Origin of the sequence: Clostridium saccharoperbutylacetonicum N1-4(HMT), from assembly GCF_000340885.1 — a bacterium.
GTDB lineage: Bacteria > Bacillota > Clostridia > Clostridiales > Clostridiaceae > Clostridium > Clostridium saccharoperbutylacetonicum.
On record NC_020291.1, the window covers coordinates 1,815,000 to 1,832,861 of the forward strand.

Annotated in this window: 19 protein-coding genes and 1 other annotated feature; of the genes, 18 read left to right on the forward strand and 1 reads right to left on the reverse strand. The window is 30.4% G+C overall.

Annotated elements, in window-relative coordinates; genetic code table 11:
* The first annotated feature begins 105 nt into the window (after positions 1-105).
* From CSPA_RS08030 to CSPA_RS08110, 18 genes are all read left to right on the forward strand, one after another.
* Positions 106-258 (forward strand): zinc-ribbon domain-containing protein, encoded by a 153-nt coding sequence (locus CSPA_RS08030; RefSeq protein ID WP_015391732.1) that lies wholly within the window; start codon positions 106-108, stop codon positions 256-258.
* Between the two features lie 231 nt (positions 259-489).
* Positions 490-754 (forward strand) — a binding site (T-box leader).
* A gap of 274 nt (positions 755-1,028) precedes the next feature.
* Complete coding sequence (locus CSPA_RS08035) at positions 1,029-1,508, forward strand: Lrp/AsnC family transcriptional regulator (RefSeq protein ID WP_015391733.1); 480 nt, start codon at positions 1,029-1,031, stop codon at positions 1,506-1,508.
* Positions 1,505-2,677, forward strand: a complete 1,173-nt coding sequence (locus CSPA_RS08040) for an aminotransferase class I/II-fold pyridoxal phosphate-dependent enzyme (RefSeq protein WP_015391734.1) — start codon at positions 1,505-1,507, stop codon at positions 2,675-2,677. The genes CSPA_RS08035 and CSPA_RS08040 overlap by 4 nt, the downstream gene beginning before the upstream one ends.
* Positions 2,678-2,920: 243 nt before the next feature.
* A complete protein-coding gene (locus tag CSPA_RS08045; RefSeq protein WP_015391735.1) occupies positions 2,921-3,937 on the forward strand; it encodes a LacI family DNA-binding transcriptional regulator in 1,017 nt (338 codons plus the stop codon).
* Between the two features lie 161 nt (positions 3,938-4,098).
* Complete coding sequence (locus CSPA_RS08050; protein WP_015391736.1) at positions 4,099-5,208, forward strand: BMP family lipoprotein; 1,110 nt, start codon at positions 4,099-4,101, stop codon at positions 5,206-5,208.
* Between the two features lie 176 nt (positions 5,209-5,384).
* Entirely contained in the window at positions 5,385-6,914 is a 1,530-nt protein-coding gene (locus tag CSPA_RS08055) for an ABC transporter ATP-binding protein (protein ID WP_015391737.1), read from the forward strand.
* The gene (locus CSPA_RS08060; RefSeq protein WP_015391738.1) at positions 6,907-8,127 is read left to right on the forward strand and encodes an ABC transporter permease; all 1,221 of its coding nucleotides are present in this window, start codon (positions 6,907-6,909) and stop codon (positions 8,125-8,127) included. Before CSPA_RS08055 ends, CSPA_RS08060 begins: the two co-directional genes overlap by 8 nt.
* A 1-nt stretch (position 8,128) precedes the next feature.
* Positions 8,129-9,085 (forward strand): ABC transporter permease, encoded by a 957-nt coding sequence (locus CSPA_RS08065; RefSeq protein ID WP_015391739.1) that lies wholly within the window; start codon positions 8,129-8,131, stop codon positions 9,083-9,085.
* Positions 9,086-9,241: 156 nt separating this feature from the next.
* On the forward strand, positions 9,242-9,892 hold the full coding sequence (deoC, locus tag CSPA_RS08070) for a deoxyribose-phosphate aldolase (protein ID WP_015391740.1): 651 nt from the start codon (positions 9,242-9,244) through the stop codon (positions 9,890-9,892).
* A gap of 164 nt (positions 9,893-10,056) precedes the next feature.
* On the forward strand, positions 10,057-10,455 hold the full coding sequence (locus CSPA_RS08075) for a cytidine deaminase (RefSeq protein ID WP_015391741.1): 399 nt from the start codon (positions 10,057-10,059) through the stop codon (positions 10,453-10,455).
* 120 nt (positions 10,456-10,575) lie between these two features.
* Positions 10,576-11,289, forward strand: a complete 714-nt coding sequence (gene deoD, locus CSPA_RS08080) for a purine-nucleoside phosphorylase (protein ID WP_015391742.1) — start codon at positions 10,576-10,578, stop codon at positions 11,287-11,289.
* A gap of 139 nt (positions 11,290-11,428) precedes the next feature.
* Positions 11,429-12,259 carry a 5'-nucleotidase, lipoprotein e(P4) family gene (locus CSPA_RS08085; RefSeq protein ID WP_015391743.1) on the forward strand — a complete coding sequence of 277 codons (831 nt, stop codon included), beginning with the start codon at positions 11,429-11,431 and terminating at the stop codon, positions 12,257-12,259.
* Positions 12,260-13,017: 758 nt separating this feature from the next.
* Entirely contained in the window at positions 13,018-13,203 is a 186-nt protein-coding gene (locus tag CSPA_RS29695) for a hypothetical protein (protein ID WP_017810763.1), read from the forward strand.
* Positions 13,204-13,253: 50 nt separating this feature from the next.
* Complete coding sequence (locus tag CSPA_RS08095) at positions 13,254-13,934, forward strand: rhamnogalacturonan acetylesterase (protein WP_015391744.1); 681 nt, start codon at positions 13,254-13,256, stop codon at positions 13,932-13,934.
* A 106-nt stretch (positions 13,935-14,040) separates the two neighbouring features.
* Positions 14,041-14,406 carry an arsenate reductase family protein gene (locus CSPA_RS08100; protein WP_015391745.1) on the forward strand — a complete coding sequence of 122 codons (366 nt, stop codon included), beginning with the start codon at positions 14,041-14,043 and terminating at the stop codon, positions 14,404-14,406.
* A 126-nt stretch (positions 14,407-14,532) separates the two neighbouring features.
* A complete protein-coding gene (locus CSPA_RS30020; protein WP_015391746.1) occupies positions 14,533-14,691 on the forward strand; it encodes a hypothetical protein in 159 nt (52 codons plus the stop codon).
* A gap of 319 nt (positions 14,692-15,010) precedes the next feature.
* Positions 15,011-16,090 carry an HD-GYP domain-containing protein gene (locus CSPA_RS08105; RefSeq protein ID WP_015391747.1) on the forward strand — a complete coding sequence of 360 codons (1,080 nt, stop codon included), beginning with the start codon at positions 15,011-15,013 and terminating at the stop codon, positions 16,088-16,090.
* A gap of 25 nt (positions 16,091-16,115) precedes the next feature.
* The gene (locus tag CSPA_RS08110; protein ID WP_015391748.1) at positions 16,116-17,174 is read left to right on the forward strand and encodes an HD-GYP domain-containing protein; all 1,059 of its coding nucleotides are present in this window, start codon (positions 16,116-16,118) and stop codon (positions 17,172-17,174) included.
* A 131-nt stretch (positions 17,175-17,305) separates the two neighbouring features.
* Here the strand turns inward: CSPA_RS08110 and CSPA_RS08115 are convergent, their stop codons facing one another.
* Complete coding sequence (locus CSPA_RS08115; RefSeq protein ID WP_015391749.1) at positions 17,306-17,785, reverse strand: hypothetical protein; 480 nt, start codon at positions 17,783-17,785, stop codon at positions 17,306-17,308.
* Positions 17,786-17,862: the final 77 nt, after the last annotated feature.

The following is a 17,862-nucleotide window of genomic DNA, read 5'->3' on the forward strand; positions in this document are numbered from 1 at the left end:
ATAATATTTAGGCATAATATGTTTATACAAAGAGAAATCTTTAAACTAAAAGAGGAGGTGAACTATTGTAAAGTTATTATTTAACTTTAACAATGGGACATTTTAATGGAAGATAAACATTTAATATGCAAAGACTGCGGAAAAGAATTTACTTTTACTGTAGGAGAACAAGAATTTTATAAGGAAAAAGGATTTGAAAATGAGCCTGTTCGATGTGCTGAGTGTAGAAGAGCTAAAAAAGATCAAGCTAGAAGATAATTAATAAGTATAAAGTTGTTTGTTTATTAAAGAACCATAGAAATGTGGTTCTTTTTAATTGTAAAAATAATAATTTAATAAAAATATTTAAATTCTATTGAATTTTTTATACTTTTACTAGTATAATGTAAAAAAAGCTTTAATTGAAGGAATGATTTGAAAATTATATTTTCTTTATTTCTTTAAAAAATAATTAATAATGTACATTAAATTAATTACTATTTAATATAATTAAAAATGGTGATAAGGAATAGTATATGGAGTGAGTTTTTAAGAGAGCTAGAGGTTGGTGTAATCTAGTAAGCAAACTTTATAGAAGCAGCCTTTGAATTTTATAACTGAAAAATAAAAATTGTAACATACGATAATTTTTAATTAGGTTATAACGTATTCCTCACGTTATAGAGGCGGAGTATGAAAATATACTCTAACTGAGTGAACAATATTTATATTGTTTATTAGGGTGGTACCGCGAAGTAGTTCCTTCGTCCCTTTTTTGGGATGAAGGATTTTTTTATTCTTTAGGAGTTTATAATAAAGTTAAATCTGTGGATAACTTATTGAAAAGGCCAATTAAGTAGGTTTTGTGTGTCAAAAAGAATAAAAAATAAATCTTATTCGCCTGCATAAAATGTTCTTATATGCAGCATAGCTGCTCTTTCTAAGGTGCATATTTTTCTCACATGCGTTCGAAAAGGCAGATGCGTAAAAAAAATCTCCGGCTCCACAGTCGCCTGCGATTTTTTTATATTTTAAGGAGGTTATTTTAAATGGAAGAAATACTTGAAATTCTAGAAAAGAATAGTCGTTATAGTGATGAAGAAATTGCTGTGATGGCAGGAAAAACAGTTGAAGAAGTTAGAGAAGCAATCAGAGATTATGAAGAAAAAAGCATAATAGCTGGGTATACAACTCTTATAAATTGGGAAAATACAGGTAGTGAAACAGTTACAGCGCTAATTGAAGTTAAAATAACACCTCAAAGAGGAGAAGGCTTTGATAAAGTGGCAGAAAGAATTTATAAATTTTCAGAGGTTAAAGCATGTTATTTAATGTCTGGAGGTTTTGATTTAACCGTTATAGTTGAAGGGAAGACTATGAAGCAAGTGGCACTATTTGTTTCTGAAAAGCTTGCAGTTCAGCAATATGTATTAAGTACAGCTACTCACTTTGTGCTAAAAAAATATAAAGATCATGGAACAATATTTAAAGAAAAGAAACTAGATGATAGGGAGGCAATATTCATATGATTCTAGAAGATATGATTTTAGATAATGTTAAAAATATGCCTCCTTCAGGCATAAGAAAATATTTTGATATTATAAATGAAATGGAGGATGTAATATCACTTGGGGTGGGGGAGCCAGACTTTGTTACTCCTTGGAATGTTAGAGAAGCTGGGATTTATTCCTTGGAACAAGGGCATACACATTATTCTTCAAATGCTGGATTTATTGAACTTCGTACTGAAATAGCAAAATATCTTCATAGAAGATTTAGTTTAAATTATAATCCAGTAGATGAAATAATAGTTACCGTTGGAGGTAGTGAGGGTATTGATATAGCACTTAGAGCTTTAGTTGGACCAGGAGATGAAGTTATAGTTCCAGAACCAAGCTTTGTAGCTTATAAAGGATGTACAGCTTTTACTGGAGCAACTGCAAAGGTACTTGATCTTAAAGCAGAAGATGAGTTTAAACTTACAGCAGAGGCATTAGAAAAAGCTATTACTCCTAAAACTAAAGTTGTTATAATTCCTTTCCCTAATAATCCGACAGGTGCAATAATGACAAGAGATGAATTAGCTAAAATTGTAGAAGTTTTAAAGGATAAAGATATTATAGCAATTTCAGATGAAATATATTCAGAACTTTGTTATGGAGAAAAGCATGTCTCAATAGCATCTTTTCCAGAAATGAAAGAAAAGACTTTAGTGATAAACGGGTTTTCTAAATCTTATGCAATGACAGGCTGGAGACTTGGATATATTTGTGGGCATCCAGTTTTAATCGAGGCTATGAAAAAAATTCATCAATATGCACTTATGTGTTCTCCAACAACAGCACAGTATGCAGCTATTGAAGCATTAAAAAGTGGTGATAAAAATGTTGAAGAAATGTGTAAGGAATATAACAGAAGAAGAAGAGTGCTTTTAAATGGCTTTAGGAAAATAGGGCTAGACTGCTTTGAACCTCTTGGAGCATTTTATATATTTCCAAGTATTAAGTCTACTGGCATAACTTCAGATGAATTTTGTGAGCAGTTACTTATAAATGAAAAAGTTTTGGTTGTACCAGGAAATGCTTTTGGTGATTGTGGAGAAGGCTTTATCAGAGTTTGTTATGCATCATCTATGGAGGATATTACTGAAGCGTTAAAAAGAATAGAAAGATTTGTTAATAAAATAAAACGAAAGTAAGTTCAAAAAATGTTGTAAGAAAATTATATTTTGGATTTTTTTATGTAAAATTAATCATCAAATTAGTTTTGAAAGTGACAATAAAACTAATTTAAGCAAGGTGTAATCTGGCTTTAGCTATAAAAATAACAATTTATTGTCATAAAAGCAATAATATATTAAGAATATTGACATGATATTCTTAATATATTATCATATATGTGGTAGCGATACCATATACAATTCTTGGATCGGGGTGGAATTATGTCAGCAACAATAAGTGATATTGCCAGGAGAGCAAAAGTATCTCCAGCAACGGTTTCAAGAGTTTTAAATAGTTCGGGTTATGTAAAAGAAGATACAAAACAAAGAATATTAACGGCAATTAAGGAAATGAACTATACACCAAGTGCAATAGCAAGGAGTTTGTCAAAAAGTGAAACAAATACAATAGGAATTATTGTACCAGACATAACTAATACATATTTTGGTGAAATTATAAAAGGTGTAAGTGAAATTGCCGAAAAAAGTAATTTGAATATAATTTTATTTAATACAGATAATTATCTAGAAAAAGAAATAAGAGCCATTAATTTATTAAAAGAGCAAAGAATTAAAGGGATTATTATGACTCCAGGTTTTGGAGAAGAAAAATTTAATGAAACGTATTTAAAAACAATAACTTCACTTAATGTTCCAATAATATTAGTTTCTGCAGATATTAAATTTACTCAGTTAAATGGAGTTTTTGTAGATAATATTAAAGGTGGATATGATGCAACGAATTTGTTGATTAAAGAAGGCCATAATAAAATTGGAATTATGACTGGATTATTAAGTTCTGAACCCACAACTGATATGTTGGAAGGGTATAAAAAAGCACTATTTGATAATAATATAAAATTGAATAAAAATTACATATATCATGGAGAGTTTAAACTGGAAAAAGCATATGAATTAACAAAGAAAATGCTTTGTGAAGACGATCCTCCTACAGCACTATTTGTTTGTAGTAATATGATGACAATGGGAGTAATAAAAGCATTAAAAGAGGAACATAAGGATATTCCTAAGGATTTAGCCATAGTGGGTTTCAACAAAATTGACTTATTAGACATTGTAGGAATAAATATCACATATATGGAAGATAGTCCGCTTGAGCTAGGAAGAGCAGCAATGGAGATGCTCAGTCAGATTTTTAGCGATGCAGAAATGACAGACATAAGAAGGATGATTATTTCACCTCAAATAATAATTCGAGGGTCAGAAAAGAAGCTGTAAATAAGATTCTACAACGGGGTATAATCTTTATTTGTAGGCATAAAAATCAAGTTACATATTATACATAATTATAGTTAGATTAACAATAGTTAACATTTGTAATTTAAATCATGAAATTTTCATGATCTTAAATATTAATTATTTAATTAGGAGGAAGATTAATGAAAAAAAGATTATTATCATTAATTGCAGTTTCAGCAATATCAATGGCTTTATTTGCTGGATGTGGAAGTTCATCAGGTGCTGGTGACAAAGCTGGTAAGACTGAAGAAAAATTAAAAGTAGGTATGGTAACTGACTCAGGAACAATCGACGATAAGTCATTCAACCAAGGTACTTGGGAAGGATTAAAGAAGACTGAAAAAGATTTTGGAACTGAAACAAAATATGTTAAACCAAGTGGAGAAACTGAAGCAGACTACTTAAAGAACATTGGGGATCTTTATGACTCTGGATTCAAGTTTATAGCTACTCCAGGATTTAAATTTGAAACAGCTATTTTCAAAGCTCAAGATCAATATAAGGATGCACACTTTGTATTAATTGATGGTACTCCAAATGATGGAGCTACTCCAAAAGCAAACTACAAAGTAGGAGACAATGCAGTATCTATATTATTTGCAGAACATCAAGCAGGATTTATTGCAGGTGTTGCAGCATCAGTTCAACTTAAAGAAGGAGACCTAGGATTTATTGGTGGTATGGAAATTCCTGCTGTTCAAAAGTTCAACTGGGGATTCCAACAAGGTGTTGCTTATGCAAACAAGAATTTAGGAACTAAAATGACATTAAAAGCAGAAAATGTAGTATATCAAGGTACATTCAACGATTCAGCAGCAGGACAACAACTTGCAGCTCAAATGTATGACAGAGGCGTAAAAGCAGTATTCTGTGCAGCTGGTGGAGTTGGAAATGGTGTTATAACAGAAGCTAAAGCAAGAGCAGCAGCTGGTAAGCCAGTTTGGATGATTGGTGTTGATAGAGACCAATATCAAGATGGTGTTGGAGCAGATGGTAAGTCAATCGTGCTTACTTCAGCTATTAAGAAAGTTGAAGCAGCAAGTTACGACATGGTTAAACAATTAAAAGATGGTAAGTTCCCAGGTGGTCAAACATTAACTTTTGATATCACTAAGGATGCAGTTGGTATTCCAGAAAAGAATCCAAATTTAACTGATGATACAATGAAAACAGTTAATGATGTAATTGCAAAACTTAAAGATGGATCAGTTAAAGTAAATGACAAAAATGATGGATCATTAATTAAATAATATAGAATAAATTCCTAAAACAACGTAATTAGGATGAAGTGATATTAGTGAAGGATGTATTTCTGCAGTTCTATAGTCTTAATTGATTTAAAACTGATAGAAATTCCATCCTTCATTGTATATATAGAGCATAATGCAAATAACAAATTATGATCGAAATAAGGAGGAGTCTATTAATGGAATATGTAGTTGAAATGCTAAATATTCGAAAAGAATTCCCAGGAATAGTAGCTAATGATAATATTACTCTTAGATTGAAAAAGGGTGAGATTCACGCGTTACTTGGTGAAAATGGAGCTGGTAAGTCGACATTAATGTCAGTGCTTTTTGGAATGTATCAGCCAGAAGTGGGAAGTATAAAAGTAAGAGGAAAAGAAGTAAAAATATCAAATCCTAATGTAGCAAATGATTTAGGAATAGGAATGGTTCACCAACATTTTAAACTAGTTGAAAATTTTACTGTTACTGAGAATATAATTCTAGGCTGCGAACCTAAAAAAGGCTTAGTAGTAGACATTAAAAGTGCAGCTAAAAAGATAGAAGAGTTATCTAAAAAATACGAATTAAAAGTTGATCCATATGAAAAAATAGAAGATATATCAGTTGGAATGCAGCAAAGAGTTGAAATTTTAAAGATGCTTTACAGAGATGCTGAGGTGTTAATTTTTGATGAACCTACAGCAGTACTTACACCACAAGAAATTGAAGAACTAATGAAAATAATGAAAAATCTTATTAGAGAAGGTAAATCAATTATCTTAATTACTCATAAGCTTAAAGAAATTAAAGCTGTTGCAGATACTTGTACAGTAATTAGACGTGGAAAATATATAGGAAGTGTAGATGTTAAGGGAACTTCACAAGAAAAAATGGCTGAAATGATGGTTGGTAGACCTGTTAGCTTTAAAGTTGATAAAAAACCTAAAGAACCAGGTGAAGTAGTTTTAAAGGTTGAGAATCTTTCTGTTTTAAATAATAAGAAGGTTCTAGGAGTTAATAATTTTTCCGTAGAAGTTAAAGCTGGAGAAATCCTTGGAATTGCAGGAGTAGAAGGAAATGGACAGTCCGAACTAGTTGAAGCAATAACAGGAATGAGAACAGTAAAATCAGGAAAAGTTTATTTTAAAAATGAAGATATAACAAATATGTCAATACGTAAGCGTATAAGAAGCGGAATTGCTCATATACCAGAAGATCGTCAAAAAAGAGGCTTAGTATTAGACTATACAATTGAAAATAATATGGTTTTAGAAATTTACAATAAAGAACCATTTTCAAAGCATGGCTTATTAAATAAGGGTGCTATACACGATTATGCTGAAAAAATCATAAAGGAATTTGATGTTAGATCAGGAGAAGGTGGAAAATCTTTTGCTAGAACAATGTCAGGTGGTAATCAGCAAAAGGCTATAATTGGGCGTGAAGTAGAATTAAACCCAGATTTATTAATAGCTGTTCAACCAACAAGAGGTCTTGATGTAGGATCTATAGAATATATCCACAAAAGACTTGTAGAACAAAGAGATCAAGGAAAAGCAGTACTGCTTGTATCCCTAGAACTTAGCGAAATTATGAATTTATCAGATAGAATTGCAATAATTAATAGTGGAGAATTAATAGGAATAGTTAATGCTTCAGAAACAAATGAAAATGAAATCGGTCTGATGATGGCTGGAATTCAAAAAGGAGGAAAGTCAGATGAGTAAGAAAGAAGCGTTGAATTCTATACTTGCAGTTGTATTAGGATTAATAGCAGGTGCAATCTTAATGTTTATTATTGGAGATAACCCAGCAGAAGGCTATATGTATCTTTATAAAGGCGCACTTATAAATTTTAAAAGATTTGGTGATACCTTAGCTACAGCAACACCATTAATACTTACAGGACTTTCTGTTGGATTTGCCTTTAAGACTGGTCTTTTCAATATTGGTACACCAGGACAAATGCTTTTTGGTGGATTTTGTGCAACTGTAATTGGATTAACTTATGGAGCAGTGCTTCCAAGAGTTATATTATTACTTGTTATGATAGTAGCAGGAGCTATAGCAGGAGCTTTATGGGCTTTTGTACCAGGAATATTAAAAGCTAAATTTAATGTTAATGAAGTAGTATCAGCAATTATGATGAACTGGATTTGTTATTGGATAGTTTATTATGCTATACCAGCTTACTTTAAAGGTTCAACTGAAACAGAATCTAAGAGTATTGTGGAAGCAGCTTCCTTAAAGACAAAATGGCTTACAGACTTATTTTCAGGTTCTTATATTAATTTAGGAATATTTATAGCTGTAATAGCTGTTATAGTTATAGCTTTCATATTAAATAAAACAGTTTTAGGTTATGAATTAAAAGCTGTTGGTTTTAATAAGAGTGCAGCAGAATATGCAGGTATGTCGGTAAATAGAAATATAGTTGTGTCTATGATGATAGCTGGGGCTCTTTCAGGGCTTGCAGGTGTAGCTCAATATGTAGGAAATGCATCAAATATGCAAATTGGTGTAATGCCATCTCAAGGTTTTGATGGAATAGCAGTATCTTTATTAGGTGCAAACAATCCGGTTGGAATATTAATATCAGCTTTATTCTTTGGGGTATTATACTCTGGAAAAGGATTTATGAATGCAAATACAAATATTCCACCAGAAATAGCAGACACAATAATTGCAACTATAATATACTTTGCAGCTATAAGTGCAGCAGTACCAATGATAGTAAATGCAATTAAACATAGAAAAGCTATGGCACAAGCAAAAGTGGCTGAAAATAATGCTGTTAGCAGTAATATGCAGCCTGAAGAAAATCATGATGAAAATAAAGAAGAGAATAAAGAATTAGAGAAAGACAATATAGAATCAGGACAAAACAATATAGAAGAACCAAAGGAAACTGAAGATATAGATAACAAGGAGGAGAAATAATATGTGGGCAATACTACAACAAATTTTTCCATATGCTGTTGCATATACAATTCCTCTACTTATGACTGCCCTAGGAGCACTATATTGTGAACGTAGTGGTGTAATTAATATAGGACTTGATGGTTTTATGATTGTTGGTTCCTTCGCAGGGGCTTTAACAATATCTAAATTACAAGAATCTATGGGCGCAGGTAGTACTACTGCCATTTGGATAGGTTTAGTAGTTTCTATAATAGTTGGTATGTTATTTTCACTTTTACATGCCTTTGCAAGTATTAATTTAAATGCAGACCAAACAATAAGTGGTACGGCTATTAATATGATGGCAGGAGCTGTAACAATCTTTTTAGCAAGAACTATTACAGGAAGCGGACGTATTAGAATAACAAATGGATTTTATCCAATGGATATACCGGGTTTATCACAAATTCCGATAATAGGAGATCTATTATTTAAAAAGACATATATAACAACATGGGTTTCTTTAGGAATATTATTTTTAAGTGCTTTCTTAATATATAAAACAAGATTTGGTTTAAGATTAAGATCATGTGGTGAGCATCCACAAGCCTCTGATGCAGCAGGTATCAATGTTTATAAAATGCGTTATATAGGTGTTTTACTTTCAGGAGGCTTATCATCTTTTGCTGGTGCAGTAATGCTTGTAACTTTCTCAGGAGAATTTAATGGAAGTGTTTCAGGCTTAGGATTCCTAGCATTGGCAGCATTGATATTTGGACAATGGAAACCACTTGGAATTCTTGCAGCTACAGCTTTCTTTGGATTTGCAACAACAATTGCAAATGTATCTCAAGTTATTCCGGCACTTGGTTCAATTCCATTAGTTATATTAAAGGTATTCCCTTATGCAGCTACTTTACTTGCTCTTGTAGTATTCTCTAAATCATCTAGAGCACCAAAGGCTGAAGGAGAACCATTTGATAAAGGAAAGCGTTAGGCCGTTTACAGTGTACAGTGCACAGTTTACAGTTAAGGAGGAAAAGCTTTCAGCTTTTCTTATTTAAAGAAATCCCGTAAGGGATTTCAACCAAAACTGTAAACTGTAAATTGTAAATTGTGAACTGAAATAAAATAGATTAAGGAGAGATAGAAAATGGATATAGCAAAATATATTGACCATACAATTTTAAAGGCAGAGGCAACAGTAGAAGACGTAAAGAAACTTTGTGTAGAAGCAAAGGAATATGGATTTGCATCTGTTTGTGTGAATGCATGCTATGCAAAATTAGTAAGTACTGAACTTAAAGGAAGTGATGTTAAAACTTGTGTAGTAGTAGGTTTTCCATTAGGTGCTATGACTAAGGAAGCTAAGGCTTTTGAAACTGCTCAAGCAATTGAAAATGGTGCTAACGAAATAGATATGGTTATTAATGTTGGTGCATTAAAAGCTAAAAATTATGAACTTCTTAAAGAAGATATAGAAGCAGTAGTAAATGCAGCTAAAGGAAAAGCAATTGTTAAAGTTATTATTGAAACATGTTTATTAACTGATGAAGAAAAAGTTAAGGCTTGTGAGATTTCTAAGGAAGCTAAAGCTGATTTTGTTAAAACTTCAACAGGATTTTCAACTGGCGGAGCTACAAAAGAAGATATTGCTCTTATGAGAAAAACTGTAGGACCAGAATTAGGAGTAAAAGCATCAGGTGGAATTAGAGACTTTAAGACAGCTATGGATATGATAAATTCAGGTGCAAGCAGAATTGGTGCAAGTGCTAGTATTGCAATAGTTAAAGAAAGTAAATAATAAGATTCTAACAAAGAAAGCAAAATAAGATATAATCAATGGTTTTCAAATAATAAGCGAAAATAAGGAAGCGGTTTCATTAGAATTTATATGCTTTGAATCCGGATATAGTTCATTTTGTAAATGGATATGTATATTCTGAATCATAAAAGGAGGAAATCTTCATGGATTATAAAAAACTTATAAAAGTAGCTTTAGATTATAGAAATAGGGCATATTCACCATATTCTGATTTTAAAGTTGGAGCAGCGGTACTTTTTGAAAGCGGGGAAATCTATGGAGGATGTAATATAGAAAATGCATCTTTTGGAGCTACAAATTGTGCTGAAAGAACTGGTATATTTAAAGGAATATCAGAAGGGGAATCAAAAATAAAAGCAATAGCTATAGTAGGAAGTTTAGAAGAATACACATATCCTTGTGGAATTTGTCGTCAAGTAATTGCTGAATTTGGGGATGAAGATATTAAAGTAATTTTAGCTAAAAGTGAAAATGATTATATAGAAAAAGAAATGAAAGAAATTTTACCAGGAGCATTCAAAAAAGATGCATTAGGTAAATAATAATAGTTCACAGTTTACAGTTTAGGTACAAATTACTGCGTAATTTGAGTATAATATAAAAATTTCTGAAAGAAATTTTATCCTTAACTGTAAACTGAATAATTTTTTGGAGGTAACGAAATGAGCGTTCATATTAATGCACCAGAAGGTGCTATTGCAGAAAGTGTATTATTACCAGGAGATCCTTTAAGAGCAAAGTTTATTGCTGAAACTTTTTTAGAAGATGCAGTATGCTACAACGAAGTTAGAGGAATGTATGGATTTACAGGAACATATAAAGGAAAAAGAATTTCTGTTCAAGGAACTGGAATGGGTATACCATCAATTTCTATCTATGCTAATGAATTGGTTCAAAGCTATGGAGTTAAAAATCTTATAAGAGTTGGTACTTGTGGTGGATATAGTGAAAAAGTTAAAATAAGAGATCTTATCATTGCAATGTCAGCTTCAACAGATTCAAATTTAAATTTAGTAAGATTCCAAGGAAGAACATTTGCACCAACAGCTAGCTTTGAATTATTAAAGCCAGCTTATGATATTGCAGTTGAAAAAGGACTAGATCCTAAGGTAGGAAGCATTTATAGCTCTGATGTATTCTATGGAGATGATAATGAAGATTGGAAGAAATGGGCTAAGTTTGGATGCTTAGGAGTAGAAATGGAAGCTGCTGCATTATATACAATTGCAGCTAAGTTTGGAGTAAATGCATTAGCATTGCTTACAGTAAGTGATCACTTTGTAACTGGTGAAGTGACAAGTGCAGAAGAGAGACAATTAACATTTACAAATATGATGGAAGTTGCTCTTGATACAATAGTACAATTAGATAAGTAATAAATGAATCAATGGAGATTCTTGTTTGGATGATAATATACTCATAATTTTAAAGTTATTTGCTATATATGATTTGAAACAAGGATCTTTTTGATTATATAAATAAAATTTAAATTAAAATTTGGGAGGAGAAGGTAATATGAAAAAAAGAAAAGTCATGAGTTTATTTTTAGGATTAGGTATTTGTGGAATGCTTATGGGGCAAGGTGTTCCAGCTGCAGAAACAGCAAAATACATGGATGGAACAGCATCTGCACTTCAATACCAATATGTTAGTGGTGAAGTTGAAGCACTTCAATATCAAACATATAATATGGCTACAGAAAAAATTAAAGACATAGCTAAAAATTATAAAAAGACTAAACCAATGGCAGTAGTACTAGATCTTGATGAAACAGTACTTAACAACTATGGTAGTGAAATCGGAGATTTTCTTGATGGAAAACCATATAGATCAGACAGATGGCATGCTTGGGTATTAAAAGAAAAGGCTACAGTTATCCCAGGTGCAGATAAATTTTTAGATACAGCAAATACTTTAGGTATGCAAGTATATTATATTAGTAATAGAAGTGTTACAGAACAAGATGCTACAATAAATAATTTAAAGAAATTAGGATTACCTCATGCAGATAAGGCTCACGTTTTAGTTAAAACAGATAGTTCATCTAAGCAAGCAAGAGTAGATGCAGTTGCAAAGGATAATAATATAGTTATGTATGTAGGCGATAACTTAGGGGATTTCCCAGCAGATTTTTATAATAAATTAAATGATGCAAGAAAAGATATCGTTGAAAAAAATATTGATAAGTTTGGAACAGAATATATCATTCTTCCTAACGCAACTTATGGTGATTGGGATAACGCAACTTTTGGTTATAATTTTAAGAAAACTGATGCTGAAAAAATTCAAGATAGAATTAATGCATTAAAAACATATAATGATAAAGAAGCTCAAAAGATTAAGTAATTAATCTAAAAATTTAAGAGATATATAGTAAGTTAAAGTTATTCATATAGATACACAACGTAAGAATTAGACTTACGCGAAAATTACCGAAATCCAATACATTTGTCTTCCACAGGACTAGTGAAATTTTCACTGGAATGTTCTAAATGTGGGCTTGCCATCATTTCAGCGTGTTCCAGATGTAAAATCTGGACAAGCTGAAATGAAACAAGCCCCCATTAAGAACTATCAGCAGCTCAATTTCACATGCCTGATTCCAGAAAAATGTATCTGATTTCTAGTGTAGTGTTACGATTATAATTTCTCAATGATGTATGTATATTCCATTTATAAGTTTGATTATTAATTTGGATATCTATATAGATATCCAAAGCAAGAATTAGACATATGCGGAACTTACCGAAATTAAACACATATTTATTACAGCGGACTTAAATCAGTTTACAGTTAACAATTAACAGTTATCAGTTGAGGAAGAAAAGCTAATAGCTTTTCTTAAATTATACATTTTCGAAATACTTAAAGCGATTTCATACGTAACTCATAACTAATTCCAAGCCTGATTCCAGAAAAATGTATTTGATTTCTAGTGTAGTGTTACGATTATAATTTCTTAATAATACATATATATTACATTTATAAGTTGAATTATTAATTTGGATATCTATAGAAGCCATATATGGGAATTCCCGTGTATGGCTTTTTTAAAATTTTTAGGGGAGTATAAAATTCTTTTGTTTTAAAAGACAGTAATACCAATGGTTACAAGGGTGCTAAGCTGTAAAAAATGGTATCAAGAAAGAGCGTGGCGCAGTCACTTTTGTTCTGCCCAGGAAAGTATTGAATTTCAGAATAATGAGAGACTTATGAAATCTAGACATTCAAAGATGATAATGAATAATGAAGGTATTACTATGACAATATGGGAAAATAGAAAAAATTAGAGTATAATAATAAGGCATACATTATTGGCTGTTTTTTAGGAGGAAGATAAATGATTAAGAGGATTTTTTGGGCTGGAGATTCAACTGTAGCACAAAATAAAATAGATTCATATCCGCAAACTGGAATAGGACAAACTTTGGGTTTATATTTAAATGAGGACATTGTAGTTTATAACTATGCTAAGAATGGAAGAAGTAGCAAAAGCTTTGTAGCGGAAGGAATATTAGAAAAGATAAAGAAAGAAATAGAGGAAGGAGATTTTCTTTTTATTCAATTTGGACATAATGATCAGAAGGTTGATAAAGAGAGAAATACTGAACCATACTCTACTTATCAAGAATATTTAACTAAATATATTGAAGTTGCTAGAGAACAGGGAGCATATCCGGTATTGATAACATCATTATATAGAAGAATATTTTCTGAAGATGGGCATATTAAGGATGAAGTTCATTATGAATATCCAAATGCAATGAAAATATTGGGGGAAAGATTAGAGGTTCCTGTGATTGATTTATGTCAAAAGAGTAAGGCGTTATTAGAAAAAACAGGTGATGAAAATTCAAAAAAGTGGTTTATGCATCTTAAAAAAGGTGAATTTATATCTCATATTGAAGGTTTAGAGGATAATACTCATCTAAAATATGAAGGTGCAGTGATAATGGCTGAATTAGTGGCAGAAGGATTACAAGAATTAGGTGGAATTTATAAAGAATTGATAAAATATTAGTAATTAATTGTCGATTATCAATTGTAAATTGCCAATGAAGAAGAGATGCTCAGAAATTGTTGACAATTGAACATTGAAAATTGATAATTGCCGCAGGAGGAGTTTTATGAATATACAAATATTTGGAACAAAAAAATGTTTTGATACCAAAAAGGCTGAACGTTTTTTTAAGGAAAGAAATATAAAATATCAATTGATTGATATAAATGAAAAGGCTATGAGTAAAGGTGAACTTACAAGTGTACTTAAATCAGTAGGCATTAATGATTTAATAAACAATAAATCAAAGGATTATACAAAATTAAATTTTAATAATATTAGGAGTGCTGATGTAAAAACAGAATTATTATTTAAAAATCAAAAAGTAATGAATACACCAGTTGTAAGGAATGGTAAAGAAGCAACAGTAGGATATAAGGTGGAAGTTTGGAGTAATTGGATAGCAGCAGAAAAATCATGTAAAGAAATATAAGTAACAGGTCAAAAATTTAAAAATGATCTTCATTGCAGCAAAGCTGCTCCCTTTTAATGTGTGTATATTATAAAAAGCTTTTGAAAATACTAAGTATGAAAGTATTTTAGAAAGGATGATATGATTATGGCAAAAGCAGGTATGAGAAGACCTGATCCTAGCGACCCTCATGGAACAGAAAGCAATCATAAGATGAATTTGAAAAAAAATGATGTTATGGATGTTCCTCAAGAAATACAGGGAAAAGCTAAAACAGGTAAGAAAAAAGCATCATCAATTGAATAATTTAAATACAATTTAAATAATTTTAAGCTTTGGATGAAATAAAAATATTTCGTCCTTTTCTTGTTTACTGATTAAATTTAGTTTAGATGTAGAATTTTGTTAAAAGTAGAAAACTTGTTTTGACAAAAGATAAAAAATATAGAATAATATAAGTAAATAAGTATATAATTCTTGAAAAATGGGTTTTAAATCGAGTTTTATAGTAAGTGGGTTCAATTAATATTATTTGTAGAAAAATGAAAAAATTTTTTGTAAACTTAACTATAGTTTGCATAAAATTAATATATTATCAAAAGTATAAATTAGGGGTAGGATGCATATGGAGAATAAGGAAGAGAAGAAAACTAAAGTTGTAGACTTTAGTCAATTAGAAGAGGGAATGATTGTTGCCAAAGAGGTTCAACAAAATGGGAAGGTACTACTTAGAAAAGATATTCCTATAACTGGGCAAATGATAAAGAAAATAAGGAATATTCTTTTTATTGGAACAGTGGAAGTTTATGACAAAAAGGTGAGTGTCAAAAAGAAGGTTGCTAATTATGAGAAAGAGAAGCAATATATCAGAGTTCAAGAAGAATTTAAGGAAATAGCTTTTAAATTACAAAAAACTTTTAGACAATTAATTAATGATGATGAAATTGCAATGCATGAAGTCAGAGAGTTTGCAAAAAAAATTCAAAGTGAATTGACTCCTAGTAGTATAGTAATAAAAAATATAGTACTTTATGGGAGTGGAGATGATTCTATTTATAGACATTCAGTTAATGTGGCGGCACTAAGTGCTATTATTGGAAAATGGATTGGTTATGACCATGCAAAATTGAATTCTCTTGTATATTCAGCCATTCTTCATGATTATGGTAAAACAAAAATAGATAGGGAATTATTAAAAAAAGAAGCAACATTAACTACAAATGAATTCAATGTGATAAAAACTCATGCACAATTAGGATATAAATTCGTCAAAGAAATCAAACAATTGGATACTTCTGTTTCATATGGAGTTTTAATGCATCATGAAAGGTTAGACGGTTCAGGCTATCCATTAGGGTTAAAAGATGAGGCAATACATGCATTTGCTAGAATTATTGCAATAGCTGATGTATTTGATGCTATGAATTCCGATAGAGGATATAAGAAAAAGAGACTTCCATTTGAAGCGTTGCAAATAGTTAAAAATGAGAGTTTAGGAAAATTGGATTATGAATATACAAAAGTGTTTTTAGAGCATATTGTAGACTATTATACGGGGGAAGAAGTTTTACTAAACACTAATGAAACTTGCAAAATTATAAAAATGAATCCTAATGATTTAGAAAAACCGTTAATATTAAAAGATAACGATTTTATAGATTTAACAAAAGAAAAGGAGTTTTATATTAAAGAAGTTCTTATATAGTTTTACTTTAGGGGGATGGAGAGAAATGGACGGTAAAAAGGAATATTTTAATGTTCAAGAGCTGAAATCTGGAATGATTATTACAAGAGATGTGCTTAAAAATGGAGCTCTTTTAATTAAGGAAGGTACTGTAGTAAATGACGAGATAATAACAAGATTAAAGAAGGCATATTTCCTCGAAAAAATTGAAGTTAAAGTATCTCAAGCTGTAATAGCACAAAGTACCAAAGAAGCTGAAATGCAAAGGGTAGAAGAAACCTTTAAAGAAATAAGTGATGGGTTAAAAGATTTGTATGAAAAGTTTGGGAGAGTAAAAGAAAATAAAGTTAGTGAGCTTAGATTATTTGCTGAAAAGATTTTAAAGGAATTGAATTCTATAGAAATAGTGATAAGTACAGTGGCATTTAAAGGTAGCGGTAATGATCCACTATATAGACATGGAGTAAATGTAGCTGTATTAAGTGGTCTTTTAGGAAAATGGGTTGGTCTTGAACAATCAAAGGTTAACTTATTAATTTATTCAGCACTACTACATGATTTTGGTATTACTAAATTAGAAAAGAAGTTTCATACAAAACAAGATATTTTAATACAAGACAGGTATAAAGAAGTATGCCAACATGCAAAAATAGCTTATAAATATGTTGACAGTATTGACTATTTAGATAAAGCTGTAAGTTACGGAGTTCTTATGCACCATGAAAGAGAAGATGGATCTGGGTATCCGTTAGGAATAACTGGTGAAAAAATACATTCATTTGCAAAAATTATAGCTATTGCTGATGAACTCGATGTAATGAATTCAGATCCAAATTACATAGATAAAAGAGGCCCATTTGAAATTTTAGAAATAATAAAAGAAAAAAGTTTAAATAAATTAGATTTTGAATATTCAAAAATATTCTTGGAACATATAACAAATTATTTTATGGGTGAAGATGTATTATTAAATACAGGAGAAAAGGCAAAAATACTCCAAATTAATATTAACGAAATAGCAAAACCACTGTTATTAAAAGACGGAGAATTTTTGGATTTAAGTAAACATAAAGATGTATATATTAAAGAATTAGTATTACAATAAATTATTTTATATATTTATATATAGTTTTAAAATGGTAGTCTATTGCTAGGGGATAAGCAATAGGCTACCATTTTTGTACTAATTAGAGTTGAATTTTATATGTAAAATTAATAATCAAAAAATAATTAAATTTATCTTAAAAATTGGTCAAGTATTTCTTCAGTTGTGTGTTTAGTTCCATCAAGGATTGCATTATAATCATTTAATCTTTTACTTTCATCCTCGGATAAGTTTTTATTTGAGTTCTTTCTTTGCATTAAGTATTTAAAGTCTTCATAATCCTTATCACCAAGTTTTCCTTTAATAATGCAATCAGTAATTGAATTTAAAGTTTTTTGTTGGTCTTCTGAAAATGTATCACCTTTTTCTTTACATTTCTTTAATTCTAATAATACTTTTTTTTGGTCATAGGAAAGATATTTATGATTTTCCTTGCCAAATACATTGAAGCCTTTGCTTTTTCTATTTTCATCAGCTTTGTTTGTAGACCAAATAACATCAGAACTATCTGAAAAAGATGATGAGGTTGCCGTTGCTTTAATAGAAACAGATGTTAGGCAACTAAGGAAGATTAGAGAAATTATAATATATGAAATTGTTTTTTTAGTCATATTAATACCTCCGTAATTAATTTAATTTCAATAATTAGTATGTGGAAAAAATAAAAAATTATAAGCAGATATTAAAA

What these genes read in the sequence shown, in the direction of transcription:
- CSPA_RS08030 (WP_015391732.1), top strand. Translation starts at nt 106, where the DNA reads ATGGAAGATAAACATTTAATATGCAAAGACTGCGGAAAAGAATTTACT.
- CSPA_RS08035 (WP_015391733.1), top strand. Translation starts at nt 1,029, where the DNA reads ATGGAAGAAATACTTGAAATTCTAGAAAAGAATAGTCGTTATAGTGAT.
- CSPA_RS08040 (WP_015391734.1), top strand. Translation starts at nt 1,505, where the DNA reads ATGATTCTAGAAGATATGATTTTAGATAATGTTAAAAATATGCCTCCT.
- CSPA_RS08045 (WP_015391735.1), top strand. Translation starts at nt 2,921, where the DNA reads ATGTCAGCAACAATAAGTGATATTGCCAGGAGAGCAAAAGTATCTCCA.
- CSPA_RS08050 (WP_015391736.1), top strand. Translation starts at nt 4,099, where the DNA reads ATGAAAAAAAGATTATTATCATTAATTGCAGTTTCAGCAATATCAATG.
- CSPA_RS08055 (WP_015391737.1), top strand. Translation starts at nt 5,385, where the DNA reads ATGGAATATGTAGTTGAAATGCTAAATATTCGAAAAGAATTCCCAGGA.
- CSPA_RS08060 (WP_015391738.1), top strand. Translation starts at nt 6,907, where the DNA reads ATGAGTAAGAAAGAAGCGTTGAATTCTATACTTGCAGTTGTATTAGGA.
- CSPA_RS08065 (WP_015391739.1), top strand. Translation starts at nt 8,129, where the DNA reads ATGTGGGCAATACTACAACAAATTTTTCCATATGCTGTTGCATATACA.
- deoC (WP_015391740.1), top strand. Translation starts at nt 9,242, where the DNA reads ATGGATATAGCAAAATATATTGACCATACAATTTTAAAGGCAGAGGCA.
- CSPA_RS08075 (WP_015391741.1), top strand. Translation starts at nt 10,057, where the DNA reads ATGGATTATAAAAAACTTATAAAAGTAGCTTTAGATTATAGAAATAGG.
- deoD (WP_015391742.1), top strand. Translation starts at nt 10,576, where the DNA reads ATGAGCGTTCATATTAATGCACCAGAAGGTGCTATTGCAGAAAGTGTA.
- CSPA_RS08085 (WP_015391743.1), top strand. Translation starts at nt 11,429, where the DNA reads ATGAAAAAAAGAAAAGTCATGAGTTTATTTTTAGGATTAGGTATTTGT.
- CSPA_RS29695 (WP_017810763.1), top strand. Translation starts at nt 13,018, where the DNA reads ATGGTTACAAGGGTGCTAAGCTGTAAAAAATGGTATCAAGAAAGAGCG.
- CSPA_RS08095 (WP_015391744.1), top strand. Translation starts at nt 13,254, where the DNA reads ATGATTAAGAGGATTTTTTGGGCTGGAGATTCAACTGTAGCACAAAAT.
- CSPA_RS08100 (WP_015391745.1), top strand. Translation starts at nt 14,041, where the DNA reads ATGAATATACAAATATTTGGAACAAAAAAATGTTTTGATACCAAAAAG.
- CSPA_RS30020 (WP_015391746.1), top strand. Translation starts at nt 14,533, where the DNA reads ATGGCAAAAGCAGGTATGAGAAGACCTGATCCTAGCGACCCTCATGGA.
- CSPA_RS08105 (WP_015391747.1), top strand. Translation starts at nt 15,011, where the DNA reads ATGGAGAATAAGGAAGAGAAGAAAACTAAAGTTGTAGACTTTAGTCAA.
- CSPA_RS08110 (WP_015391748.1), top strand. Translation starts at nt 16,116, where the DNA reads ATGGACGGTAAAAAGGAATATTTTAATGTTCAAGAGCTGAAATCTGGA.
- CSPA_RS08115 (WP_015391749.1), bottom strand. Translation starts at nt 17,785, where the DNA reads ATGACTAAAAAAACAATTTCATATATTATAATTTCTCTAATCTTCCTT.